At 64.1% G+C, this 25622-nt stretch carries 24 protein-coding genes; 22 read left to right on the top strand and 2 right to left on the bottom strand.

All coding sequences use genetic code 11. From position 1 onward, the window contains the following. Positions 1 to 85 precede the first annotated feature (85 nt). Positions 86 to 862, top strand: a complete 777-nt coding sequence (locus AB4Y81_RS01285) for a GNAT family N-acetyltransferase (protein ID WP_441994895.1) — start codon at positions 86 to 88, stop codon at positions 860 to 862. Here AB4Y81_RS01285 and AB4Y81_RS01280 read toward each other — a convergent pair. Next, positions 826 to 1470, bottom strand: coding sequence for a Vms1/Ankzf1 family peptidyl-tRNA hydrolase (locus AB4Y81_RS01280; protein ID WP_275779537.1), 645 nt, complete (start codon positions 1468 to 1470; stop codon positions 826 to 828). The two genes, AB4Y81_RS01285 and AB4Y81_RS01280, sit on opposite strands and share 37 nt — an antisense overlap. A gap of 41 nt (positions 1471 to 1511) precedes the next feature. On the opposite strand from AB4Y81_RS01280, the gene AB4Y81_RS01275 reads away from it, so the two are divergent. The 14 genes from AB4Y81_RS01275 to nusB all read left to right on the top strand — a co-directional run bounded on the left by AB4Y81_RS01275 (position 1512) and on the right by nusB (position 15129). After that, positions 1512 to 2954, top strand: a complete 1443-nt coding sequence (locus AB4Y81_RS01275; RefSeq protein ID WP_018777747.1) for a replication-associated recombination protein A — start codon at positions 1512 to 1514, stop codon at positions 2952 to 2954. Between the two features lie 190 nt (positions 2955 to 3144). Next, a complete protein-coding gene (gene rpsD / locus AB4Y81_RS01270; RefSeq protein ID WP_018777746.1) occupies positions 3145 to 3765 on the top strand; it encodes a 30S ribosomal protein S4 in 621 nt (206 codons plus the stop codon). A gap of 158 nt (positions 3766 to 3923) precedes the next feature. Next, complete coding sequence (locus AB4Y81_RS01265; protein ID WP_018777745.1) at positions 3924 to 4298, top strand: DUF948 domain-containing protein; 375 nt, start codon at positions 3924 to 3926, stop codon at positions 4296 to 4298. Positions 4299 to 4320: 22 nt separating this feature from the next. Continuing rightward, entirely contained in the window at positions 4321 to 4551 is a 231-nt protein-coding gene (locus AB4Y81_RS01260) for a hypothetical protein (protein WP_026267164.1), read from the top strand. Positions 4552 to 4665: 114 nt separating this feature from the next. Further along, positions 4666 to 7344 (top strand): alanine--tRNA ligase, encoded by a 2679-nt coding sequence (gene alaS / locus AB4Y81_RS01255; RefSeq protein ID WP_018777743.1) that lies wholly within the window; start codon positions 4666 to 4668, stop codon positions 7342 to 7344. A 2-nt stretch (positions 7345 to 7346) separates the two neighbouring features. Next, the gene (ruvX, locus tag AB4Y81_RS01250; protein ID WP_018777742.1) at positions 7347 to 7937 is read left to right on the top strand and encodes a Holliday junction resolvase RuvX; all 591 of its coding nucleotides are present in this window, start codon (positions 7347 to 7349) and stop codon (positions 7935 to 7937) included. Next, entirely contained in the window at positions 7934 to 9751 is a 1818-nt protein-coding gene (gene mltG / locus AB4Y81_RS01245; RefSeq protein ID WP_441994892.1) for an endolytic transglycosylase MltG, read from the top strand. Before ruvX ends, mltG begins: the two co-directional genes overlap by 4 nt. Next, entirely contained in the window at positions 9748 to 10602 is an 855-nt protein-coding gene (locus AB4Y81_RS01240) for a shikimate dehydrogenase family protein (RefSeq protein ID WP_441994890.1), read from the top strand. The genes mltG and AB4Y81_RS01240 overlap by 4 nt, the downstream gene beginning before the upstream one ends. Positions 10603 to 10628: 26 nt before the next feature. After that, positions 10629 to 11828 carry a chorismate synthase gene (aroC, locus tag AB4Y81_RS01235; RefSeq protein WP_018777739.1) on the top strand — a complete coding sequence of 400 codons (1200 nt, stop codon included), beginning with the start codon at positions 10629 to 10631 and terminating at the stop codon, positions 11826 to 11828. Further along, complete coding sequence (locus tag AB4Y81_RS01230) at positions 11828 to 12394, top strand: shikimate kinase (protein ID WP_018777738.1); 567 nt, start codon at positions 11828 to 11830, stop codon at positions 12392 to 12394. The genes aroC and AB4Y81_RS01230 overlap by 1 nt, the downstream gene beginning before the upstream one ends. Further along, on the top strand, positions 12391 to 13482 hold the full coding sequence (aroB, locus tag AB4Y81_RS01225) for a 3-dehydroquinate synthase (RefSeq protein WP_441994889.1): 1092 nt from the start codon (positions 12391 to 12393) through the stop codon (positions 13480 to 13482). Before AB4Y81_RS01230 ends, aroB begins: the two co-directional genes overlap by 4 nt. Continuing rightward, positions 13479 to 14000, top strand: coding sequence for a tetratricopeptide repeat protein (locus tag AB4Y81_RS01220; RefSeq protein ID WP_018777736.1), 522 nt, complete (start codon positions 13479 to 13481; stop codon positions 13998 to 14000). Before aroB ends, AB4Y81_RS01220 begins: the two co-directional genes overlap by 4 nt. Positions 14001 to 14155: 155 nt before the next feature. Further along, entirely contained in the window at positions 14156 to 14719 is a 564-nt protein-coding gene (gene efp, locus AB4Y81_RS01215) for an elongation factor P (protein WP_011774957.1), read from the top strand. Further along, positions 14719 to 15129, top strand: a complete 411-nt coding sequence (gene nusB / locus AB4Y81_RS01210; protein ID WP_018777735.1) for a transcription antitermination factor NusB — start codon at positions 14719 to 14721, stop codon at positions 15127 to 15129. Before efp ends, nusB begins: the two co-directional genes overlap by 1 nt. Before the next feature lie 94 nt (positions 15130 to 15223). On the opposite strand, the gene AB4Y81_RS01205 is transcribed toward nusB, so the two are convergent. Continuing rightward, a complete protein-coding gene (locus AB4Y81_RS01205; protein WP_441994888.1) occupies positions 15224 to 16519 on the bottom strand; it encodes a PrsW family intramembrane metalloprotease in 1296 nt (431 codons plus the stop codon). A 110-nt stretch (positions 16520 to 16629) separates the two neighbouring features. Here AB4Y81_RS01205 and pyrR point away from each other — a divergent pair, with 110 nt between their 5' ends. The 7 genes from pyrR to pyrF are packed head-to-tail and all read left to right on the top strand — an operon-like array spanning position 16630 to position 25480. Further along, positions 16630 to 17214, top strand: a complete 585-nt coding sequence (pyrR, locus tag AB4Y81_RS01200) for a bifunctional pyr operon transcriptional regulator/uracil phosphoribosyltransferase PyrR (protein WP_018777733.1) — start codon at positions 16630 to 16632, stop codon at positions 17212 to 17214. Then, positions 17211 to 18239 (top strand): aspartate carbamoyltransferase catalytic subunit, encoded by a 1029-nt coding sequence (locus tag AB4Y81_RS01195; RefSeq protein ID WP_018777732.1) that lies wholly within the window; start codon positions 17211 to 17213, stop codon positions 18237 to 18239. Before pyrR ends, AB4Y81_RS01195 begins: the two co-directional genes overlap by 4 nt. Then, the gene (locus AB4Y81_RS01190; RefSeq protein ID WP_055975935.1) at positions 18239 to 19561 is read left to right on the top strand and encodes a dihydroorotase; all 1323 of its coding nucleotides are present in this window, start codon (positions 18239 to 18241) and stop codon (positions 19559 to 19561) included. Before AB4Y81_RS01195 ends, AB4Y81_RS01190 begins: the two co-directional genes overlap by 1 nt. Beyond that, the gene (locus tag AB4Y81_RS01185) at positions 19561 to 20082 is read left to right on the top strand and encodes a PH-like domain-containing protein (RefSeq protein ID WP_018777730.1); all 522 of its coding nucleotides are present in this window, start codon (positions 19561 to 19563) and stop codon (positions 20080 to 20082) included. The genes AB4Y81_RS01190 and AB4Y81_RS01185 overlap by 1 nt, the downstream gene beginning before the upstream one ends. Beyond that, positions 20063 to 21307: a glutamine-hydrolyzing carbamoyl-phosphate synthase small subunit gene (gene carA / locus AB4Y81_RS01180; protein ID WP_026267162.1), complete on the top strand. Its 1245-nt coding sequence runs from the start codon at positions 20063 to 20065 to the stop codon at positions 21305 to 21307. The genes AB4Y81_RS01185 and carA overlap by 20 nt, the downstream gene beginning before the upstream one ends. Further along, complete coding sequence (gene carB / locus AB4Y81_RS01175) at positions 21307 to 24615, top strand: carbamoyl-phosphate synthase large subunit (protein ID WP_018777728.1); 3309 nt, start codon at positions 21307 to 21309, stop codon at positions 24613 to 24615. Before carA ends, carB begins: the two co-directional genes overlap by 1 nt. Continuing rightward, a complete protein-coding gene (pyrF, locus tag AB4Y81_RS01170; RefSeq protein ID WP_055975933.1) occupies positions 24608 to 25480 on the top strand; it encodes an orotidine-5'-phosphate decarboxylase in 873 nt (290 codons plus the stop codon). Before carB ends, pyrF begins: the two co-directional genes overlap by 8 nt. The last annotated feature ends 142 nt before the right edge of the window (positions 25481 to 25622 follow it).

Genomic DNA, 25622 nt, shown 5'->3' with positions numbered 1-25622 from the left:
GTCCTGGCCAAAAGGCTCTCCACCATGGTGGGGGGCCTTTTGGTGTTCGTGCCACATAATTTCCCGCATATGAGAGGTGCCGCAGATGATGGAGCAAGCACTCCTTGAAGACCTCATGGATAAGGCCTGGCCTGCCCTTGACCGGGAGGAGACGGGGGAGTGGGTGCTTCGCGCTTCGGAGGGAGTGACGCAACGGGCAAACTCAGTGTGGCCCAGGGTGTCCCACCAGACCGGACACGACGGCATCAGCCGGTCGGTCCAGGCCGCCGCGCGCTGGTACCGGGACCGGCGGCTTCCCCTGATCTTCCAGGTCTTCAACGATCCCCGCAGCGAAGCCCTCAATACCGTCCTGGACGAGCAGCGCTTCACCCGGCAGTCAGAAACCAGGATCATGGTCAGGGACGCTGCCGGGACATCCGCGGCTGCCCCCGGGCCTGGCGTAGAACTCAACGACCATCCCACCCGGGAATGGTTGGACCTGTGGTGGTCGGTGGATGGCCGCGGCGGCGAGGCAGAGCTGTCGGTCGCCCACAGAATTCTTGCCGCGTGCCCCTCGCTCTACGCCCTGCTGAGGGACGACGACGGCGTTCCCGCCGCCGTTGGGCGTCTCGCCTTGGTGGACGGCTGGGGCGGTATCTACAGCATGGCGACATCGCCGGCGCACCGCAGGCGTGGATACGCTACAAGGATTCTGGATGCGTTGTTGCGCGCCGGAAGCCAACGGCGACTCGAAGGGTTCTGGCTGCTGGTTACCGCGGCCAATCAAGGAGCCCGGGACCTCTACTTGCAGGCGGGTTTTACTGACCAGGGTGGCTATCTTTATCGTCAGGCGCCGCTGAAACGAGCGCCCGGCGGCTGCTGAGGCGGTTGCTGAACAGGTGCATCCGACACCGTAATCCGGACGGAGCAGGCGTCAGCTGCAGCTTTTGGCAGGACGGCTGACTTCGGTTCCTGGACATCCAGGAAGGCGAGCCTTGTCCGGGCGGCAACTGCCTTGAGGGATGCGTGGGCGAGGACCTGGTCCACCAATGTCCGGTCACCACCGGGAACGATGTACTCAATCCTGTGGCCGGAGAAGATCCGTGCGGCGTGTTCCGCCGTGGTCTTGGCGTCGATAAAGCGCGAACCGCTTTTCGAGGCCAAGATGGTGGAACCGCTGGCAGCAGCCAGGGCGTAGCCACCCCTCCGGACCAGCAGCAGCCCGAGACCGCGCTCCTGGGTGGCGAGTGAGGCGAGCCGGTCCAGCTCTGTCGCCCCGCGCCCCGGCCTGCCGTCAGCCGGCCACGGCGGTCGCAGCAGGGCCTCACCTCCGTCGGCCGCCCGCAGCAGCAAGCCGCCGTCGTCCAGGTCCTCCTCAACCGGGCCGTGGCTTGAGGCGAACCGGGCCACCCACCCCTGCAGCCTTTCCCCGGGCACTAAGGCGGTCCTGCTGCCGCCCCTGCGTTGCGGGGCCGATGCTGGGCGGTGCACGTCGATGTCTCCTTTGCTGGAACTATGAGTAGCCTATCCATGTGGAAGATCTCTTTGGTGCCGGCGCAGTGGACGACGACGAGTCGGAGGAGCAGCCTGCCGCAGGGGGACCCTCGGACGCCAACTGGATGGCGTCCCAACGCAGTCCGCTGGCAGTGCGGATGCGGCCACGGACCTTGGACGACGTTGTGGGACAGCAGCACCTGCTCGGTCACGGTTCCCCGCTCCGGCAACTGGCGGCCGGCGCAGAGGCTGCCGGTCCGGCCGGCCCCAGCTCGGTGATCCTTTGGGGGCCGCCTGGAACAGGAAAGACCACCCTGGCGCATGTGATCGCCCGCGGTCCCGGCCGGAAGTTTGTTGAGTTGTCTGCGATCACCGCCGGCGTCAAAGACGTACGCCGGGTCATGGACGAGGCCCTGACGGCCCGTGACCTGTACAAGAAGACCACCGTCCTGTTCCTGGACGAGATCCACCGCTTCAACAAGGCCCAACAGGATGCCCTCCTGCCGGGGGTTGAGAACCGCTGGGTCGTGCTGGTGGCAGCAACCACGGAAAACCCGTCCTTCTCGGTGGTCTCGCCCCTGTTGTCGCGTTCGCTGCTGCTGACGCTGAAGCCGCTGACTGACGATGACATCTCGGGACTGCTGCAGAGGGCAGTGTCCGACGCCCGCGGACTCGCGGGCCGCGTTGAGCTCAGCCCGGAAGCGCTGGATCATCTCGTGCGGCTGTCCGGAGGCGACGCCCGGCGTGCGTTGACGGCATTGGAAGCCGCTGCCGGGGTAGCTTTCGGTGACTCAACCGCCGTCGACGACCCGGCCGCCGTCGAAGGCGAAGCGCCGGACGCCGCGGTGCTGGTGGAACTCCGCCACACGGAACGGGCCTTGGACGCTGCGGCGGTGCGCTATGACCGCGCGGGGGACCAGCACTATGACGTCGCCAGCGCGTTCATCAAGTCCATCCGCGGCTCGGATGTGGATGCGGCACTGCACTATCTGGCCCGGATGCTCGAAGCCGGGGAGGACCCGCGCTTCGTGGCCCGACGGATCGTGATCTCCGCCGCCGAGGACATCGGCATGGCCGACCCCACCGCATTGCAGACCGCCGTGGCAGCGGCGCAGGCAGTGCAGTTGATCGGCATGCCTGAGGGCCGCATTGTGCTGGCCGAGGCCGTGGTGCACCTTGCAACGGCGCCTAAATCCAACGCCGCCTACATGGGCTTGAACAAAGCGGTGGCGGATGTGCGTGCAGGCTATGGCGGCGGCATTCCGATGCATTTGCGGGATGCCCACTATCCCGGTGCCAAGCAACTGGGCCACGGCACCAGCTACAAATACGCCCACGATGAGCCGCACGGGATAGCCACCCAGCAGTACCCGCCGGACGACCTCGTCGGCAAGGACTACTACCAGCCCACCAACAACGGCGCGGAGCGGGATATTGCGGCCAGGTTGGAGCGGCTCCGGAAGATCGTCCGCGGCGAGTAGCGGAGGCAGGGCGGTTCCAACGCCCGTGGTAGGATTGATCCTTGTCTGGCATGACCCGACGCCAAATCCCTTGAAGATTTCTTCAACGGTGCTGCGCGCCCGGGCCAGTAGCAAGAGGCAGCGGTTGGCCGATGCTCTCCCTGATGGAGGCCAGTAACACAGATACACCGCAGTAATTGGAAGGACACAAGTGGCTAACAACACTCGTGCTCGCCGTACCGCACGCCTTTCGCGTGCACTCGGCATTGCTCTGACCCCCAAGGCCGCCAAGTACATGGAGCGCCGCCCGTACGGCCCCGGTGAGCACGGCCGTGCCCGCAAGAAGCAGGACTCCGACTACGCCGTACGTCTGCGCGAAAAGCAGCGTCTGCGCGCCCAGTACGGCATCCGCGAAGCCCAGATGACCCGTGCCTTCGAAGAAGCACGCCGCACCAAGGGCCTGACCGGTGAAAACCTGGTCGAGCTGCTCGAAATGCGTCTGGACGCCCTCGTGCTCCGTGCAGGCTTTGCCCGCACCATCGCACAGGCACGCCAGCTCGTCGTGCACCGCCACATCATGGTTGACGGCGTCCGCGTGGACCGCCCGTCCTTCCGCGTTGGCGAAGGCCAGCTCATCCACGTTCACAGCCGCTCCGAGGTCATGGCACCGTTCCAGGTCGCCGCTGCCGGTGCACACGTCCTGAACAACGTGCCCGCATACCTGGACGTCAAGATCGACGCCCTGCAGGCACGCCTGGTTCGTCGCCCGAAGCGCTCTGAGGTCCCCGTGATCTGCGAAGAGCAGCTCGTCGTCGAATTCTACGCTCGCTAAATTCAAGCAGCACAGACAAAGAAGCCCGTGGCAACCGCCGCGGGCTTCTTTGTCTATAAGGTACCGGGCCACTATAGGTAAGGTACTGGGGGAGGCCTTGGCCAAAGCCGCGATGCGGCTGGTGCAAGGCCGCGCAACGATCCTAGGAGAAGTGTTCTATGTCTGGTGGCGACATTGCCGGCCTCATCGCAGCAGGAGTCTTCGCGCTCCTGGTTCTGCTGTTGGCTGTGCCCATTCTGAAGTTGGGCGGCGTTTTCGATGAGGTCCGCACCTCCATCCGTTCCATCAGCGACGGCGCCACGCCTTTGATGGACGAAGTGACTGCCACGGTCACTACCACCAACCAGCAGCTGAAGAAGGTCGATGGCATCGCCTCCAACGTCTCGGACGCGTCAGCCAACATCTCCGCGCTGTCCTCGCTCGTGGCCGCCACGGTTGGGTCGCCGCTGATCAAGGTGGCTGCTTTCAGCTACGGAGTCCGCTCGGCTTTCGCCGCACGCCGGACCCCTTCCTCCGGCCGTCGCAGCCGCTGAATCAACGGGAGACCATAAACCGATGAAGAGAATTGTTTGGATGGGCATTGGCGTCGCAATCGGCGTCATCGCCTTCCGTAAGATCACCGAGGCACAGGCAAACCTGGGCCCCGAAGGTTTGAACCGTGCGGTTGGCCGGATGGCTGACGGGCTGTTCGACTTCGCCGACGCAGTGCGGTCCGGCATGCACCAGCGGGAAGAGGATCTCCGCGCAGCGCTTGGAATTGACGACGCCGTAGCAGGCGGACGGTAGCGGAGCGGTTCGCTCCCAGGCCCTCAACAGGGCAGAATGGAAAGCTGCGGAACGGCACCAGCCGGTACCGCGCACATCGTGTGCAGTGAATTGAGAAGGGTAAGTAATCAGCTAATGAAGTCGCAGGAGATCACCAAGCGCTGGGTGGACTTTTTTGTCAGCAAGGGCCACACCGCCGTTCCCTCCGCGTCGCTCGTTTCCAGCGACCCGTCACTTCTCTTCACTGTGGCCGGAATGGTGCCGTTCATTCCCTACCTGACCGCCCGCGAAGAGCCGCCCTACAGCCGTGCCACGAGCGTCCAGAAGTGCATCCGCACCGGTGACATCGAGGAGGTAGGCAAGACTGCCCGCCACGGAACGTTCTTTCAGATGTGCGGCAACTTCTCCTTTGGTGATTACTTCAAGGAAGATGCCATCAAGTTCGCCTTCGAACTGCTCACCACCAGCGTGGACGACGGCGGTTACGGACTGCCTGCCGAGCGCCTCTGGGTGACTGTCTACGAAGAGGACGACGAAGCCAAGGAACTGTGGCTCAAGAACACCGGCATCCCGGCTGAGCGTATCCAGCGCATGGGCAAGGCTGACAACTACTGGTCCACCGGGCAGCCCGGCCCCGCCGGCCCATGCTCGGAAATCTACTACGACCGCGGCCCGGCGTACGGCATCGAAGGCGGCCCGCTGGCCGACGAAACCCGGTACATCGAAATCTGGAACCTTGTGTTCATGCAGTACCAGATCGAAAACGTCCGTTCCAAGGTGGACTTCGATATCGTCGGCGAGCTGCCGAAGAAGAACATCGACACCGGCCTGGGCATGGAGCGCCTGGCGATGATCCTCCAGGGCGTCGAGAACATGTACGAGACCGACCAGGTCCGCCCGGTCATCGACAAGGCTGCCGAACTGTCCGGCCGCGAGTACACCTCGGCCGAGTCGCCGGAGGACCCGCACCACACCGATGACGTCCGCATGCGCGTCGTCGCGGACCACATCCGGTCCGCCCTGATGCTCATTGCCGATGGTGTGGCGCCGTCCAACGAAGGCCGTGGCTACGTGCTGCGCCGCCTCATCCGCCGGGCTGTGCGCGCCATGCGCCTCCTCGGTGTCGAGAAGGCATGCCTTCCTGACCTTCTTCCCGCCTCCCGCGACGCCATGAAGGGCGTTTACCCGGTGGTGGAAACCGACTTCGCGCGCATCAGCCGTATTGCTTACGCCGAGGAGAAGGCCTTCCTCCGCACCATTGCTTCGGGAACGGCCCGCCTGGAAGACGCTGTGGCCGAATCGAAAGCTGCAGGAGTTCCGTTGTCCGGCGCCGATGCCTTCGCGCTGCACGACACCTACGGCTTCCCGATCGACCTGACCCTGGAAATGGCCGAAGAAGCCGGCCTCAAGGTTGATGAGGCAGGCTTCCGCGCGCTCATGCTTGAACAGCGCCAGCGCGCACAGGCTGATGCCAAGGGCAAGAAGGGCGGCCACGCCGACCTCAGCGCCTACCAGGAGCTTCTCGGCAAGGGTGAGACCGTCTTTACGGGCTACGACGAACTTGAGGGCGAAGCAAAGGTCCGGGGCATCGTCAGCGCAGGCCGTGCTGTCGCACATGCCTCCACGGGTGACGAAATTGAGCTTGTCCTCAACGAAACCCCGTTCTACGCCGAAGCAGGCGGCCAGTCAGCAGACACCGGCCTCATCACCGGTGACGGCTTCGTGGTGGAGGTCCTTGACGTCCAGCGTCCCATCAAGGGCCTGAGCGTTCACAAGGCCATCGTCCGCGAGGGTGAGATTGCCTCCGACGCACTGGTGCGGGCCGCCGTCGACCGTGAACGCCGCCACGCCGCAGAGCAGGCCCACACCGGAACGCATATTGTCCATGCCGCCCTCCACCAGATCCTTGGGCCCGAAGCTACCCAGCGCGGCTCCTACAACAAGGCCGGCTACCTGCGCTTCGACTTCGCCTGGGGTGAGGGCCTCAGCCCCGCCACGCGTTCCGAGATTGAAGAAGTCTCCAACATCGCCATCCGGAACAACTACCGCGTTGACACCAAGGTGATGGGCCTGGCAGAGGCCAAGGCGCTGGGCGCCATGGCCCTCTTCGGCGAGAACTACGGCAGCGAGGTACGGGTCGTCGAGATCGACGGCGCCTGGTCACGTGAGTTGTGCGGTGGCACCCACGTATCCAACACCTCCCTCATCGGCAGCCTTTCGCTGCTGGGCGAGCAGTCCGTTGGTTCGGGAAACCGGCGCGTCGAGGCCTTTGTGGGCCTGGACGCGTTCCGTCACCTTGCCGCGGAGCGCGCACTGGTGACTGAACTGACCGAGCTTTTGAAGGTCCCGTCCGGCCAGCTTGCCGATCGCATCTCGAGCACGCTGAACAAGCTCAAGGCCACGGAGAAGGAACTCGACCGCCTCCGCAAGGAACAGCTCACGGCAGCAGCCGCCAACCTCGTCGGAACGGCAAAGGACGCAGCCGGCGTGCGCGTAGTTGCCCACGACGCCGGCCAGGTGGGCGGCGCAGATGACCTGCGGAACCTTGCCCTGGACCTGCGCAGCCGTCTCGGTTCGGACGCCGCCGCAGTGGCCGTTGCCGGGGTCAGCAACGATCGCCCGGTTATCCTCATCGCCACCAACGAAGCCGCCCGCGAGGCCGGAGTGAAGGCCGGTGCGCTGGTCCGCCTGGCTGCAGGCATCCTCGGTGGCGGTGGTGGCGGCAAGGACGACGTCGCCCAAGGCGGTGGCACCGACGCTGCGAAGGTCTCTGAGGCCCTCACAGCGGTGGTGGACGCGATTGCCAAGCGCTGACGGTGTCCGCCCGTACTAACGATGACGTCTACCCCCGGGGTATCAAGCTGGGGGTAGACGTCGGTACCGTCAGGGTCGGCCTTGCCCAGTGCGATCCTGACGGCATTCTCGCCACGCCGTTCAAGACGGTAGGGCGCGATGCCAAAAAGAACTCCGATGTCCGTTTGGTGGTCAAACACGCCGCTGAGCTGCCTGCGGTGCAAATATTTGTGGGCCTTCCCCGCACCATGAAGGGGGAGGAGCGCGGCTCCGCGGCCATGGCTGCCGAGTACGCATTGCTCCTTGTGGAAGAGCTGGCCCGCGCCGGTCTGGACATTCCCGTGAACCTCGTCGATGAGCGGCTTTCCACTGTTACGGCACACCGCAACCTGCACGAAGCTGGCATGAGCAGCAGGAATCACCGTAAAGTGGTTGATCAGGTTGCTGCTGCTGGAATACTCCAGCACGCGATCGACATGCAAAAAGCCAGAGGAACGGACATCGGCCGCCGAGTGCAGGCACCGGCGGAGTCCGAAAAGCCCAGCAGTGCCCCAACGCTGCAGGCTGCCTCAGGCAGTGAACCCGATACTTCAACGAGGGGACTGCAACTGTGAGCCCGGTCAACAACGACCCCTCCAGCGGTACCGCCGGCGGCGGCATGCCGCTGACCCGCAAAGAGCTGCGGGCGCGGGAACGATTCCTCGCCACGCAGAACCACAACGTCGTACCCGTTCCCGAAGCGACCCCCGGCGAAGATTCCTTGTCGGTCGAAACAGAGGCGGAACTTCCACGTCCCGTTCCTGCTGTTCCAGCTCCACGCGTCCCCGAAGCGCCGCCGGCATCTGCAGCCCCGCCTGCCGCCAACCCTCCGGCAGCAGCCGCCCCGCCGGCAGCACCTGCCGCCCCGCCGGTACCCGCCCAGAAGCCGGTAGCCGAGCTTCAGAATGAGCGCGGGAATGCCGAGCATGATGACGTGGTGCACGCGCCGGTCACCCCCGAAGCAGCCCCTGCGCCCCAAGAACACGCACCGGACCATGAGCCTGCACAGGACCACGAGCCTGCGCCGGACCATGAGCCTGGGTCGATCGACCATGACGGGTTCGACCACCCCCATGCCGGGCATGGTGAAGGGGAACTGGTCCACGCTGAGCATTCCGCGTTACCCCTTGAGGCCCATGAGTACGCCGAGCATGACGGGCACTACGGCGTAGCGGCCCATGATGGCTTTCACGACGGGCTTCACCCGGATGAGCTCCATCACGACGAACTCCACCACGACGAGCTCCACCACGATGAACTCCACCACGACGATCATCCCCACGAGTTGTTGGCGCCTGCAGTGACCACCGCGGCGGCCAAAGCCGCCGCGAAGAAGGCGCGCCGCCGTCGTCGTGTCCTTGCCCTCCTCCTGACGCTGGGAGTGTTCGTCGCTGCCATCGCCGTTGGCGCGCAGTTCCTGAAGCCGTTGCTGGGAATGGACAAGGTTACCGACTACCCGGGACCCGGCACGGGTTCCGTCGTCGTCACGGTGCCCCAAGGCTCTGGACCCAAAGCTGTAGCCAACGACCTCGTGCAGAAACATGTTGTGGCGGACGCCGATTCGTTCGTCAAGGAGTTCGCGAGCCAGGGCGGTGAGTTGTCGCCCGGTGACTTTACGTTCCGGACCGAGATGAAGAACTCGGACGCCGTTGCGGTCCTGGTGAACAAGGACACGTCCAAGGTCATGTACTTCGCGTTGAGCGCTGGATTGCGTATCACCGAGTCCCTGGAAGCCATTTCCAAGGGCTCAGGCATTCCGATGGAGCAGCTCAACGCCCTCAACCAGGCTCCTGGACAGTTCGGCGTTCCGGCCAAGGCCAAGAACCTCGAAGGCTTCCTGGCACCGGGGGAGTATCGCTTTGAACTCGGCACTTCCGCCAAGGACATCATCCAAAAGCTTGTCACCACCACTTTGGATGAACTCAAAGCCCAGGGAATCACCGATCCCGCCAAGCAGTACGACACCGTGACCATCGCCAGCATCGTGCAGGCGGAGGGCGGACAGGCGGACTACGGAAACGTCGCGGGCGCCATCTACAACAGGCTCAAGCCCAACAACGTCGAAACCAGCGGGCTCATCCAATCCGACGCCACGGTAACCTACGGGCTGGGCAGGAAGTCCTTCCATGTCACGGAAGAAGAAAAGGCTGACAAGTCCAACCCGTACAACACGTACGCAAATGTGGGTCTGCCGGTGGGTCCCATCGGTTCGCCGGGCAAGACCGCGATCGATGCCGCGGCCAAGCCGACGCCCAACGACTACATGTACTGGGTAACGATCAACCTGGATACCAAGGAGACCAAGTTCTCCAAGACGCTGGCTGAGCACAACACCTATGTTGAGCAATACAACGCATGGTGCCAGGCCAACGCGGGACGGTGTGTGTGAGTCGTCGGGCTGCGGTCCTTGGCCATCCGATCTCCCACTCGAAGTCTCCGGCGCTGCATACTGCTGCCTACGCCAGGCTGGGTGTGGACATCGGGTACTCTGCCATCGATGTCACCGTTGCCGGCCTTCCGGCCTTCATGGAATCGCTCCGTGCAGAAGACTCCTGGTGTGGCCTGTCCGTAACCATGCCGCTGAAGTCGGCCATGGTCCGTGAAGTCGATGAGGTCCGGGGCGCCGGCGCCCTGTTGGGCGTCATCAACACAGTCGTTTTCGAGTACGACGGCGGCGCGGTGCGTCGGGCGGGATACAACACCGACGTCGCGGGCATCGTGGAGTCGGTCAGGTATGCCGGCGTAGCCACCACCCCGCACGCCGCCATCCTCGGTGGTGGCGGTACTTCCGCTGCTGCGGTCGCCGCCGTCCATGAACTTGGCGCAGACCACGTGGACGTCTTCGTCCGCGACGCCGGTCGTGCCGGCGACGCCGAAGCCGCCGCGGCCGCCGTCGGGATCTCCCTCTCCGTCAGGCCGCTGACGGAGGCCGCCACCGCTGTTGCGGGCACGGACCTGGTGATATCGACCTTCCCGCCCCGCGCCGCTGACGATTTGGCCGAGGAACTGGCGGCACTGCCGGGAACCGGGGCCGGTGTCCTGCTGGATGTCGCCTACGATCCTTGGCCAAGCCGCATTGCGGAAGCCTGGCGCGGCCACGGGGGAGCGGTAGTCCCGGGGCTGGAGATGCTGATGTACCAGGCGGCAGAGCAGATACGGCTCTTCAGCGGCTGTGACGTTGATACCGCCGTCATAGATGTGATGTGCGACTCAGTCGGGCTTCCCCGGCGGGTGTTCTAGAGGCCCTACATGGCAGGATTGGTTATATGTTGCGTTGGTTGACTGCCGGTGAATCCCACGGTCCGGCTCTGATCGGAATTGTTGAAGGCGTGCCTGCCGGTGTTGAACTCACCAGCGGGCAAATTCGTGACGCGCTGGCGCGTCGCCGCCTCGGCTACGGACGTGGCGCCCGTATGAAGTTTGAACAGGACGAGGTCACCATCATGGGTGGCGTCCGGCACGGGCTCACCCAGGGTGGGCCGGTAGCCATCCAGGTTGGAAACACCGAATGGCCCAAGTGGGAGCAGATCATGTCTGCCGATCCGGTGGACCCGGAGGTCCTCGCCGACCAGGCCCGTAACGCCCCTTTGACCCGTCCCCGCCCCGGGCACGCGGACTTCACGGGTATGCAGAAGTACGGCTTCGACGAAGCCCGTCCGGTGCTTGAACGCGCCAGTGCACGGGAGACTGCCACCCGCGTTGCCCTCGGCACCGTCGCTGCGCAGTTCCTGAAGCAGCTGGGCGTGGAACTGGTGAGCCACACTGTGTCCATTGCCAGCGTCACCGTTCCTGAAGGCAAGCCGTTGCCCGGACCCCGGGACGTGCTGGCCCTCGACGCCGACCCCCTTCGTTGTTTTGACCGCGAGACATCCAACGCGATGGTCGCCGAGGTGGATGCAGCCCACAAGGAAGGCGAAACCCTCGGTGGCGTTGTTGAAGTACTTGCGTACGGCCTGCCGCCCGGACTGGGCAGCTACGTCCACTGGGACCGCCGTCTTGACTCGCGGCTTGCTGCTGCGCTTATGGGCATCCAGGCGATCAAGGGCGTTGAAGTCGGCGACGGGTTCCTTACGGCAGCCCGCCGCGGCTCGGCAGCCCACGATGAAATCGTCAAGGACGACGACGGCCGGATTGTCCGCCAGACCAACCGTGCCGGTGGCATCGAAGGCGGCATGAGTATTGGCGAAGTGCTGCGTGTTCGTGCAGCCATGAAACCGATCGCTACTGTTCCGCGCGCACTGCGCACCATCGACGTGAGCACGGGCGAGCCTGCCAAGGCGCACCACCAGCGTTCCGATGTTTGTGCTGTTCCCGCCGCCGGTGTCGTTGCCGAAGCCATGGTTGCCCTGGTTCTCGCGGAGGCTGTTGCCGAGAAGTTCGGTGGCGATTCCGTAGCGGAGACCCAGCGGAACCTGCAAAGCTATCTTGACAGCATTCCGGCCACCTTGGACTCGGTCGGCCGGTAGTGGTCCGCTCTGTCCTGGATGGCTGCTCCGCCCGTCCCGTTGTTTTGGTGGGGCCCATGGCTGTTGGCAAGTCGGCCATAGGCCAACAGTTGGCCCAACAGCTTGGTCTTCCGTTCGTGGACACCGACGCAGTGGTGGTTTCTGCCCACGGGAGCATTGCGGACATCTTCGCAGGACGCGGCGAGCACGCCTTCCGGGAAATCGAAGCCAGGGCAGTGGCGAAATCGATCGAGTCCGCCAAAGCACAGCCGGCGATCATTTCCCTGGGCGGCGGAGCAGTCCTTGATTCCGGAACCCAGCAACTGCTGGGGGAGTGCACCGTGGTTTACCTGGAATGCGACGCGGAAACCGTGGCGGACCGGATCGCGCGAAACACGGGAAGGCCCTTGCTGCAGGGGGACGCAATGGCCCGGTGGGAAGCACTCTTTGCCACCAGGCGTCCCGTCTACGAACGGCTCGCAGACATCGTCATGGATGTGCGTTCAGGATCCGTGGCGGAAATCGGCCTCCATTTGGAGGAACGGCTGCGCCAGCATGCAGCCTTGAAAGAGGAAGTTGAAAAGTGAGCAACGAAGCAACTGTCATCAAGGTGACCGGCCAGTCAGTCAACGAAAACTACGACGTCGTGGTGGGCCGTGGCCTGTTGCAGAACCTTCCCGAAAAACTCGGTGAACGCGTCCGACGGGTCCTGGTCATCCACCCGCGGGCCCTTCGGCTGACGGGCGACACCGTTCGCGACGAGCTGGAGAGCGCCGGATTCACCGCGCTTACGGCCGAAATCCCGGACGCGGAGGAAGGCAAGCACATCCAGGTTGCCGCGTTCTGCTGGCAAGTGCTGGGCCAGAATGACTTCACCCGTTCGGACGCCATCGTGGCTGTCGGCGGCGGTGCTGTCACCGATCTCGCGGGTTTCGTGGCAGCCACCTGGCTGCGCGGTGTCAAGGTCATCCACATGCCCACGAGCCTCCTGGGAATGGTGGACGCCTCGGTTGGAGGCAAGACGGGCATCAACACCGCCGAGGGCAAGAACCTCGTGGGGTCATTCCACCCGCCCGCTGCCGTCCTGGCCGATCTGGATACTCTCCAGACATTGCCGAAGAACGAGCTCATCTCCGGCATGGCGGAAGTCATCAAATGCGGATTCATCGCCGATCCCGCGATCCTCGAACTGATCGAGAAGAACACGGACGCCGTGATGGATCCCGGTTCCGATGTCGTCCGCGAACTCATTGAGCGCGCCATCGCTGTCAAGGCCAATGTCGTATCCCAGGACCTCAAGGAATCCGGCCTGCGCGAAATCCTGAACTACGGCCACACCCTTGGCCATGCCATCGAACTGGTGGAGCGGTATTCCTGGCGCCACGGTGCTGCCGTTGCCGTGGGCATGATGTTCGCTGCCGAGTTGTCCCGCAGTGTCGGCCGTTTGTCGGATGCCGATGCCGACCGGCACCGCACCATCCTCGAAAGCCTTGGCCTGCCCATTACCTACCGAAGGGACCGCTGGCAGGGCTTGCTGGACGGTATGCGCCGGGACAAAAAGTCCCGTGGTGACCTCCTCCGCTTTGTCGTCCTCGACGGAGTGGCCAAGCCCGGCATCCTGGATGTCCCCGATACTTCCCTTCTCTTTGCTGCCTATCAGGAGATCGCATCATGACGATTGCCTTGCGCGAAGGGGTCAGTGACTGGCCAACAGCCGGGTTCCCCGGTGTCCGGATGAACCCGGACACACTCCTGCCCGTGGTGGTCAATGAGGAAGTCATGGAGACTGCTCTCGCGGCTTCGGATGATCCTGCGGACCGGATCATGGCCCTCCTGCTTGAAAACCAGCCAAAAGAGGCAGCTGAACTTCTGGCAGAGGCCCGCTATAAGGATCCTGAGTCCTTCCGGCTCAGGATCTTTGAGGCCGAAGTCCACCGTGCCACCAACCGCCATGACCGTGCTGTCCAACTGTTCCGCCACCTGCTGCACGAGGTCCAGGGAACGTCCAAGGAAGCAGTAGTACGCCAGTATCTTGGCCGCGCCTACTTCGTGGGCGGCAACGCGTTGGCCGCAGCCGAGGAGTTCTCCAGGGCACTTGACCTGAGGGTGGCCATGGCCGCCGATGCGGCACTGATCTACTCGTCCGCTGTGGCCCTGCAACGGGCCCGGGATGTCCTGGAAGTTGCTTCCTGAGAGCCGCCTGTAACGCTGCCCGCAAGGTCATGCCGCATTTGCCGGTAGAATGGTTTTTGGATTTTTGATAAATACGCGCTGGCGCGCCGAAAGGCACGCCTGCTTGGCATAGATAGCTGGCAGCTAGAACCAGTGCGATTAACCAGAGGATACGAGTGGCAACCACAAACGACATCAAGAACGGGACCGTACTGAAGCTCGAGGGCCAGCTCTGGAACATCATCGAGTTCCAGCACGTCAAGCCGGGCAAGGGCGGTGCCTTTGTCCGCACCAAAATGCGCAACGTCATGTCCGGCAAGGTGGTCGACAAGACCTTCAACGCCGGCCTGAAGATTGAAACCGCAACGGTTGACCGCCGCGACTACCAGTACCTGTACCAGGATGGCGAAGACTTCGTCTTCATGGACACCCAGGACTACGACCAGATCACCGTTTCCGGTGCAACAGTCGGCGACGCCACCAACTTCATGCTCGAGAACCAGATGGTGAACATCGCCATCCACGAAGGCACTCCGCTGTACATCGAGCTGCCCCCGAGTGTCGTTCTCGAAATCACCTACACCGAGCCCGGCCTGCAGGGCGACCGCTCCTCCGCCGGAACCAAGCCGGCTACGGTGGAAACCGGCTACGAGATCCAGGTGCCGCTGTTCGTTGAGCAGGGAACCAAGGTCAAGGTCGACACCCGCGATGGCAGCTACCTGGGCCGGGTCAACGACTAGTGAGCGCACGCGGTAAAGCCCGTAGCAGGGCCTTGGAAGTACTTTTCGAAGCGGAGCAGCGCTCAGTTTCGGCTTTCGACGCAATGACAGCGCGTCGGGAGAAGACAGACCTCGTCATCAACCCCTACACGGTGGAAATAGTGGAGGGTGTTGTCTCCATGCAGGCAACCATTGATGAGTTCCTGGAGACCTACGCACAAGGCTGGACCTTGGAGCGCATGCCCTCCGTTGACCGCATCATTCTTCGTATCGGTGCGTGGGAACTTCTCTACAATGATGAAGTTCCGGACGGAGTGGCCGTAAGCGAAGCCGTGGCCCTCGCCAAGACGATGTCCACTGATGAGTCCCCGGCCTTCATCAATGGCTTGCTGGGCCGTCTGCAGAAGCTCAAGCCGTCGCTGCTGGCCTAGCCGGCAGGACAGTATTCGAAAATGGACCCTCCTCCCCGGAAAACCGGAGAGGAGGGTCCATTTTTTCGGGCAAATACCGGAACTGCCCCGGGACCTACTGGAGGACAGCGGCCCTCAGTGTGGGGATGAGCCGGAGGTGTTCGATTTCGTCGTGTTGGTGCACGGGGACGTCGCGGCCACTGAGTATCCGTTGGCGTGTGAAAGCCAACGCAGTTGCCCCCTTGATGAATGCCTTCATCTGCCCGCCCCGGCCCCTCGATGCAGCCCAGCGAAGTGCCTGGCGCCTGCCTCGGGAGGTAGCCAGCATCTCCACCTCTGCCGGCGTGAACCAGCCGGCGCGGGCGTATTCCAGAAGCCGTTGACGGGTCAGCTTTCCCTCGGCGACGCGAAGCAGGATCACGCCGACGACGGCAACCAGGAAGATTGGTACCTGCACTGCGAAGTACTCCACCAGGAAGTTCTGCCCCATGCTGTTCCAGCGGTTGTGCAGGAACATTGCCGGCAGCAGGCCGATGAAGAAGGCCAGGACCGCATATCCTGAGTGCCATTTCCTGGCAGCGAATCCCATGATCAAACCGGTCGTGCCCGTGAATACTGCGTGGGCAAAGGGAGACATGACGCCACGAAGGATGAAAATGCGTACCAAATCGGTCCCGGGATCAGTGGAAGAAGCGATTTCACGCCCGAAGTAGAGGATGTTCTCAGTGAAAGCGAACCCCGCCGCAATGGTGAACGCGAACACCACGCCATCCACGGGACCGTCGAAGTACTTGCGGGCTGCCAGGATCAGGACCAAGAGTCCCAGTGACTTTGTGAATTCCTCCACGATCGGGGCCTGGACCGTCGCCATGAAATAGGCGAAGGCCTCTTCGCTCCCAGTGGGAGCGGCAAGCGCGAAAAGCGGTTGGATCAACAGCGTGCCGGCTATGGAAACGGCCGCACCCCACGTAAAGGCGAACCAGAGCAGCCGCGCCGGTTCGGGCTCCCACCGGTCTATGACGCGCACCGTCAACAGGACGATGGACAGTGGGATCAATGAGACCAGGAAGCCGATGATGAACCCTGCGATCCCCGTATTTCCCAAGAGGAACGGCACCACCAACAGAAGACTACCCAGGACCAGGACGGTGCCGACGATCAGCAAGGGAAGGGTGCCCCAGCTCCGGCGTGCAGGCCGTGCCGGTGGCGTGGCCCAGTTTTGCTGTGGCAGGGACGCCGGGTTTCCCGGGGCTGCCTGGTAGTTTCCCGGCTGAACGCGACCGATCCACGTGGGGTTGGCACCTGGCTCCAGGTAAGGCCTTGGATAAGGATGTCCGCCGTGCTGACCGGGCTGGTTCATGCTCATGGGAAAGAGCCTATTCCACGCTCGGAAATGTGAGCTTAAACTCACCCACCTGCCAAGGACCCGCGCGGTCGTCCCATGGACGCTGTGATACTTTTGGAGAGCAAATATTCCTTTTTTAATTCCGTCCCGTGAGGCGGGGAAAGGGGAGACGAGCGATGACTGAAGTCACTTCTGCGCACGTGCCGTCGCGGGTTGTCCTCAACCAGGCGGATATCGATCGTGCGCTTACTCGTATCGCCCACGAGATCCTCGAAGCCAACAAAGGCTCGCAGGACCTGGTTCTGTTGGGCATTCCCAGCCGCGGTTATCCGCTGGCCGTGCGGCTCGCCAATAAGATCGCCGCAGCCGACCCCACGGTTAACGCCGGGGCCATTGTCGGCCAGCTGGACGTCACCATGTTCCGTGACGACCTCTCCCACCAGCCCACCCGGCCTCCGCACCACACCCGGCTTCCGCTGTCCGGCATCGACAACAAGGTTGTTGTGCTCATTGACGACGTCCTCTACTCGGGACGCACCATCCGTGCAGCCTTGGACGCCCTTGTCGATCTCGGCCGTCCACGCATCGTCCGCCTTGCGGTCCTGGTGGACAGGGGCCACCGCGAACTTCCCATCCGCGCCGACCACGTGGGTAAGAACCTGCCGACCTCCTCTGCGGAAAAAGTCCGGGTACACCTCGAGGAAACTGATTCCGTAGATGGCACACCCGTCAACGAGGTAGTAATCGAGGCGGGCAAGTGAAGCACCTTCTTTCCACGGAAAACCTGGTCGCATCCGACGCCATCCGCATCCTGGACACCGCGGAAGAGATGTCCGCAGTGGGGGACCGCGAGGTCAAGAAGCTCCCCGCGCTCCGCGGCCGCACCGTAGTGAACCTCTTCTTCGAGGACTCCACGCGAACCCGGATCTCCTTTGAAGCGGCGGCCAAGCGCTTGTCCGCCGATGTCATCAACTTCGCAGCCAAGGGATCCTCCGTATCCAAGGGCGAGTCCCTCAAGGACACCGCGCAGACCCTCGCTGCCATGGGCGCGGACGCCGTCGTCATCCGCCACTGGGCTTCGGGCGCGCCGCACCGCTTGGCCGCTACGGACTGGATCGATGCCGCGGTGATCAACGCCGGCGACGGTACTCACGAGCACCCGACGCAGGCACTTTTGGACGCCTTCACCATGCGCAGGCACTGGTCGAAGCTCAACGGCGTCGCATCGACGGGAGCGGACCTGGCAGGCATGCGGGTCGCCATTGCGGGGGACGTGCTGCACTCGCGCGTGGCCCGCTCCAACGTCTGGCTGCTGAAGACCTTGGGTGCCGAGGTCACCTTGGTTGCGCCACCCACCCTGCTGCCCATCGGCGTCGAGCACTGGCCCTGCAAGGTCAGCTACAACCTGGACGAAACGCTCCAGTCCGGTATTGACGCCATGATGATGCTGCGCGTCCAGGGTGAGCGGATGAACGCCTCGTTCTTCCCGTCGACCCGTGAATATTCGCGCCGCTGGGGCTTCGACGACGCCCGCCTCCGCGCCTTGGATGACCTGGGCATGAAGGACACCATCATCATGCACCCCGGCCCCATGAACCGTGGCCTGGAGATTTCATCCGCCGCCGCCGACTCGCCCCGTTCCACTGTGCTTGCGCAGGTACGAAACGGCGTTTCGGTCCGCATGGCGGCCCTGTACCTGCTGCTGTCCGGAGATACCCGCGAAGCAGCCCCACTGAACATTGTCACACCGGCTTTCGCAAGCCCGTCCAGCAAGGAGAGCAACTGATGGCCGAGAACACTTACTTGATCCGCGGGGCCGCCGTCCTCGGTGGCGAGGCCCAGGACCTGCTGATCCGCGACGGCGTAATTGCCGCCCGGGGTGCGGACCTTTCCGATGAGGGCGCCACCGTGATCGACGGCAAGGGTCTGGTGGCCCTGCCGGGCATGGTGGACGTCCACACGCACCTGCGTGAACCCGGTCGCGAGGACGCCGAAACAGTGGAGACCGGCACCCGGGCTGCTGCCCTCGGTGGCTTTACGGCCGTCCACGCCATGGCCAACAGCAACCCCGTGGCTGACACCGCCGGTGTCGTCGAGCAGGTCCACAGCCTGGGCCGTGCGTCCGGCTGGGTCGATGTGCGTCCTGTCGGCGCGGTCACCGTGGGTTTGGCCGGCGAGCAGCTCGCCGAGCTTGGCGCCATGGCCGACTCCCGCGCGCAGGTGCGGATGTTCTCCGACGACGGCATCTGCGTTCACGACCCGGTACTCATGCGCCGCGCGCTTGAGTACGTCAAAGCGTTCGACGGCGTCGTGGCCCAGCACGCGCAGGAACCCCGCCTTACCGCCGGGGCACAGATGAACGAGGGCACAGTCTCCGCAGTCCTGGGACTGACCGGCTGGCCTGCCGTTGCCGAGGAAAGCATCATTGCCCGTGACGTCCTGCTTACCCAGCACGTCGGGTCCCGGCTGCATGTGTGCCACGTTTCCACTGCCGGGTCTGTTGAGATCGTGCGCTGGGCGAAGGCCCGTGGCATCAACGTCACCGCCGAAGTGACCCCGCACCACTTGCTCCTGACGGACGAATTGGTCCGCAGCTACGACCCCGTCTACAAGGTCAACCCGCCGCTGCGCACGGATGCCGATGTGCAGGCCCTGCGTGAAGGACTGGCCGACGGCACCATCGACGTCGTCGGAACCGACCACGCCCCGCACCCCAGCGAGCACAAGGAGTGCGAGTGGGCGCAGGCGGCCATGGGCATGACGGGCCTTGAAACGGCGCTCTCGGTGGTTCAGGAAACCATGATCGAAACCGGCCTCATGACCTGGGCAGACTTCGCCAGAGTCACCTCGTTCACTCCCGCCGTCATCGGCCGCGTGGCCGACCAAGGCCGTCCGCTGGAAGTTGGCGAGCCGGCCAACGTCATCCTGGTGGACCCGGCTGCGCGTTGGACGGTCGACCCCCATAAGATGGCAACCATGGGCCGCAATTCACCGTTCAAGGGCAAAGAGCTGCCCGGATCCGTGGTGGCTACCTTCTTCAAGGGCCACCCCACGGTCCTCGACGGCCGGCTCAACACGCCCTACCAGCACCCGGCAGTCAGCAACTGATGAGCAACCAGACATTGACTGTGCTCACCACGGTGCCGCTGATCGTTGCCGTACTGGTGATGATCTGGCTCGGGTGGCGGAACCGGCTGAGGCGACAAGCCGACGTCGAACGTCTGCCTGCGGTGCCGGAACAGCTGACGCCGGCGAGCGTCGTCGCTGATGGCCAGTACGTGACCACCACGACGGCGGGCGACTGGCTCGACCGCATAGCGGCCCAGGGCCTGGGCATCCGGACCAACGCGGAACTGAGCATCCACGCCGAAGGCGTGTTGTTCGACCGCTCCGGTGCCGCCCCCGTCTTCATCCCGCGGCGGTCCCTCGTGGACAGCCGCGAAGCCAACGGCATGGCCGGGAAGTTCGTCGAAAAAGACGGCCTCCTTGTCATCAGCTGGAGGCTTGGCGCCCGGGAACTCGATACCGGATTCCGGTCCCGGCACTCAGCCGACAAGAAGCTCCTCCTTGAAGCCCTCCAGGAATTGATCTCCGCAGCCCCTCAGGCAGATGCCGATAGTGGAAAGTAATAAAGTGACGGAAAGTAACGCAGCCACCAAAACCACCCCCTCCGCAGCAGTACTGGTGCTCGAAGACGGCCGCATGTTCCGCGGCCGCAGCTACGGCGCCCAGGGAACCGCACTGGGAGAGGCCGTCTTCGCCACCGGCATGACCGGCTACCAGGAGACCATCACCGACCCCTCGTACGCCCGCCAGCTGGTCGTCCAGACTGCGCCGCACATCGGCAACACCGGGGTCAACAGCGAAGACGCTGAATCCCGCCGCATCTGGGTGGCCGGGTACATTGTCCGTGATGCCGCGCGCCGGCCCTCCAACTGGCGCTCGGAGCGAAGCCTGGACGAGGAACTCGTCGAACAGGGCATCGTGGGCATCCAGGGCGTGGACACCCGTGCCATCACGCGCCACCTCCGCGAGCACAAGACCATGCGGGCCGGTATCTTCTCCGGCGAGGCCGCCCGGGCCACCGACAAGGAATTGTTGGACGCCGTCCTGGCCAGCGCGCCCATGGAGGGCGCAGCCCTGGCCGAGGAAGTCTCCATCGACGAGGCCTACGTGGTCGAACCCAAGGACCACGGCTGGGAAGGCGAACCCCGCTTCTCCATCGCTGCTGTGGACCTCGGCATCAAGGCCATGACTCCCGTGCGTTTCGCCGAGCGCGGCGTGCGCGTGCACGTCCTGCCTGCCACGTCCACGCTTGAAGACGTGAACGCGGTCAAGCCCGACGGCTTCTTCATGTCCAACGGCCCCGGCGACCCCGCCACTGCCGACCACCAGGTTTCCCTGCTGCGTTCGGTGCTGGACGAGAAGCTGCCGTACTTCGGAATCTGCTTCGGCAACCAGATCCTGGGCCGCGCCCTGGGCTTTGGCACGTACAAGCTCCGCTACGGCCACCGCGGCATCAACCAGCCCGTGATGGACCGCCGTACCGGGAAGGTGGAAATCACCTCCCAGAACCACGGCTTCGCAGTAGACGCGCCGCTGAACGGATCCACGGTGGCGCCGGAGGAGCGTTACGGCCGTGTGGAGGTCAGCCACGTCTCGCTGAACGACGACGTCGTCGAAGGCCTCGCCTGCCTCGACATCCCGGCCTTCTCGGTCCAGTACCACCCGGAGGCTGCCGCCGGCCCGCACGACGCCGCGTACCTCTTCGACCGCTTCATCGACCTCATGGCCGATACCAAAGCCGCCGCTCCCGCAAAGAACAACGACTCCAAGACTGAGGACAAGAAGTAATGCCCAAGCGTACAGATCTCAAGAGCGTCCTTGTCATCGGTTCCGGTCCCATCGTCATTGGCCAGGCGGCCGAGTTCGACTACTCCGGCACCCAGGCCCTCCGGGTCCTGAAGGAGGAGGGCCTCCGGGTCATCCTGGTCAACTCGAACCCGGCCACCATCATGACGGACCCCGAGTTCGCCGATGCCACCTACGTTGAACCCATCACCCCTGAGGTGGTGGAGAAGATCATCGCCAAGGAGCGCCCGGACGCCATCCTGCCCACCCTTGGTGGCCAGACGGCCCTGAACACGGCCATCGCCCTGGATAAGAACGGGGTACTGGAGAAGTACAACGTCGAACTCATCGGTGCCAACATCGCCGCCATCGAACTCGGCGAGGACCGCGAGAAGTTCAAGGGCGTCGTGGAGCGTTGCGGCGCCGAGTCGGCACGCAGCCACATCATCCACACCATGGATGAAGCCTTCAAGGCAGCCGAAGACCTGGGCTACCCCATGGTGGTCCGGCCGTCCTTCACCATGGGCGGGCTGGGTTCCGGCCTCGCGTACAACGAGGACGACCTCCGCCGCATCGTCGGCCAGGGCCTCCAGTACAGCCCCACCACCGAGGTCCTGCTTGAGGAGAGCATCCTTGGCTGGAAAGAATACGAACTCGAGATGATGCGCGACAAGAACGACAACGTCGTTGTCGTCTGTTCCATCGAGAACTTCGACCCCGTCGGTGTGCACACCGGCGACTCCATCACGGTTGCTCCTGCCCTGACCCTGACGGACCGCGAGTACCAGAAGCTGCGCGACGTCTCCATCGCGGTTATCCGCGAAGTCGGCGTCGACACCGGTGGCTGCAACATCCAGTTCGCCATCGACCCCGCCACGGGCCGTGTGGTGGTCATCGAAATGAACCCGCGCGTTTCCCGCTCTTCGGCGCTGGCCTCGAAGGCAACCGGTTTTGCCATCGCCAAGATCGCCACGAAGCTCTCCCTGGGATACACCCTGGACGAGATTCCGAACGACATCACCCAGAAGACCCCGGCTTCCTTCGAGCCGACCCTTGACTACGTGGTTGTCAAGGTTCCGCGCTTCGCTTTCGAGAAGTTCCCGGCAGCAGACAACACGCTGACCACCACCATGAAGTCGGTGGGCGAAGCGATGGCCATGGGACGCAACTTCACCGAGGCCCTGCAGAAGGCCCTGCGTTCATTGGAGCAGAAGGGCTCCCAGCTGGACTTCAGCTCGGTCCCGGAATACGAAGTGGCAGAGCTCATCGAGAAGGCCAAGCGGCCTACCACGGAGCGTCTGCACCAGGTACAGCGGGCCCTCCTTGGCGGTGCCACCGTTGAGGACCTTTTCGAAGCCACCAAGATCGACCCCTGGTTCCTGGACCAGCTCCAGCTGCTCAATGAGACTGCCCAGGAAATCCGCAAGGCCGGCGTTCTCACCGAGGAAATGCTGCGCAACGCCAAGCGCCACGGCTTCTCCGACGAGCAGATCGGTGCCTTGACGCACAACAACGAGGCCGTGGTCCGCGGTGTTCGCCAGGCCCTGGGCATCCGCCCGGTCTACAAGACGGTGGACACCTGCGCCGCCGAATTCGCCGCCTACACCCCGTACCACTACTCCTCCTACGATGAGGAGGACGAAGTAGGCCTGCACTCCAAGCCCTCCGTCATCATCCTCGGCTCCGGCCCCAACCGCATCGGCCAGGGCATCGAGTTCGACTACTCCTGCGTCCACGCTTCCATGGCCTTGCGCAAGGCCGGCTACGAGACCGTCATGGTCAACTGCAACCCGGAGACTGTGTCCACGGACTACGACGTTTCCACGCGTCTGTACTTCGAACCGCTGACCCTTGAGGACGTCCTCGAGGTCATCGCTGCGGAGGAGCGCACGGGCGGCGTCATGGGCGTCTTCGTGCAGCTTGGCGGACAAACCCCCTTGAAGCTGGCACAGCAGCTTGCCGACGCAGGTGTTCCCATCCTGGGCACCTCGCCGGAAGCGATCGACCTCGCCGAACACCGTGGCGCCTTCGCCCGGGTCCTGGACGAGGCCGGCCTGACGTCCCCGAAGAACGGCACCGCCGTTTCCTTCGAGGACGCCAAGAAGATCGCCGACGAAATCGGCTACCCCGTGCTGGTCCGCCCGTCCTACGTGCTGGGCGGCCGCGGCATGGAGATCGTCTACGACGAAGCAAACCTTTCCCGCTACATCGCGAACGCCACCGAGATCACCCCGGATCACCCGGTCTTGATCGACCGCTTCCTTGAAGACGCGGTGGAGATCGATGTCGATGCCCTCTTCGACGGCACCGACATGTACCTCGGCGGCATCATGGAGCACATCGAAGAGGCCGGTATCCACTCCGGTGACTCCGCGTGTGTCCTGCCTCCGATCACCCTTGGCAACAACGTGATCGAGCGCGTCCGGACGGCAACCCGTGCGATCGCCGAAGGCGTGGGCGTACGTGGCCTCATCAACATCCAGTTCGCCCTTGCCTCCGACGTCCTGTACGTCCTGGAAGCAAACCCCCGCGCCTCCCGTACCGTTCCGTTCGTCTCCAAGGCAACGGGCGTGCAGATGGCCAAGGCCGCTGCCTTGATCGGTACCGGCGTCACCATCAACCAGCTCCGCAGCGCGTACAAGATGCTGCCGGAAAGCGGCGACGGCTCAACGCTGCCGCTGGATGCTCCGGTTGCCGTGAAGGAAGCCGTGCTGCCGTTCAGCCGCTTCCGTACGCCGGAAGGCAAGGTCGTCGACTCCTTGCTCGGCCCGGAAATGCGCTCCACCGGTGAAGTCATGGGTATCGACAAGCACTTCGATACCGCCTTCGCCAAGAGCCAGGCAGCAGCCAACAACGCGCTGCCTACCGAAGGCAAGATCTTCGTTTCCGTGGCCAACCGGGACAAGCGTTCGGTGATCATGGGCGTCAAGCGGCTCTCGGACCTTGGCTTCGAGATCGTCTCCACCGGTGGCACCGCCGACGTCCTGCGCCGCAACGGCATCCAGGCGACTCCGGTCCGCAAGGTTGCCGAGGGAAGCAGCGCCGAAGGTGAGGGAACCATCGCGGACCTCGTCATCGCCGGTGAGATCGACATGGTCTTCAACACGCCTTCCGGTGGCGAAGCCCGCAGCGATGGATACGAACTCCGCGCCGCAGCGACCTCCATCGGCATTCCATGCATCACCACCGTTGCTGAGTTCAACGCGGCAGTTCAGGCGATCGAGGCCCTGCGGACCTATGAATGGTCGGTGACCAGCCTGCAGGAGCACGCAGCCAACCTGTCGGCAGCCATGGAAGCCGCACATGCCTGAGACTGCAGCATCACAGCAGGCACAGCAGCCGGTCCGGGAGTCTTTCGGCTCCCGGCTGGCTGCCGCCATGGCCTCCCGCGGTCCGCTGTGCGTCGGGATTGATCCGCACCCGCAGCTCCTGGCGGACTGGGGTTTGAACGACGACGTCGCGGGGCTGGAGCGCTTCTCGCTCTCGGTGGTTGAGGCGGTGGCTTCCCTCGCTGCCGCGGTGAAGCCGCAGGTGGCGCTGTACGAACGCCACGGTTCGGCCGGCATGGCTGTCCTGGAACGAACGCTTGCGGCCTCAGCGGACGCCGGGGTGCTCAGCATTGCTGATGCCAAGCGTGGCGATATCGGTTCCACCATGGCGGCCTATGCGGATGCCTGGCTGCGGGATGGGTCGTCGTTGGCTGCGGACTCGGTGACGTTGAGTCCGTACCTGGGATTTGAGTCGCTGCGTCCTGCCCTGGATCTTGCAGCCCGGAACGGCCGGGGAGTGTTCGTGCTTGCGCTGACATCGAACCCCGAGGGAAAGTCGGTTCAGCACGTCGGAGGCGAACACTCCGTGGCCCGCAGGATCGTGGCCGCAGCCGCTGCGGAGAACCAGCGTTATGAGGGTGCACTGGGATCGGTGGGCCTGGTGGTCGGTGCCACTATCGGCTCGGCCCTGACAGATCTGGGCATCGAGCTTGGCCCGGTCCGCGGAGCTATCCTTGCGCCGGGACTCGGAGCCCAGGGCGCGACGCCTGCCGACCTCCGTGCGACCTTCGCTGACGCGTATCCGCAGGTCCTGGCCACCTCCAGCCGGGGAATCCTGGCAGCAGGTCCGTCCATTCCGGCTTTGCGCGCCGCAGCCGGGGAGACCCTGGCCGGGCTTCGTTCCTGAGGCAACGCGGGGTCACTTTTGGCCCATGATGGGCCTGACTACCGGCCATAAGTGACCCCGCGTTGGTCCAACTCATTGCGCAACTGCGCCCCTGGCGGTAGGTTCAGGATCAGTCGCGTGATCTGCATCACAAACTCGATCT

The sequence above is a fragment of the Paenarthrobacter sp. TAF1 genome, assembly GCF_052113825.1.
In the GTDB taxonomy this organism is placed as follows: Bacteria; Actinomycetota; Actinomycetes; order Actinomycetales; family Micrococcaceae; genus Arthrobacter; species Arthrobacter nicotinovorans.
The sequence above is the reverse complement of the archived record's forward strand: the minus strand, read 5'-3'. Positions and strand labels throughout refer to the sequence as shown.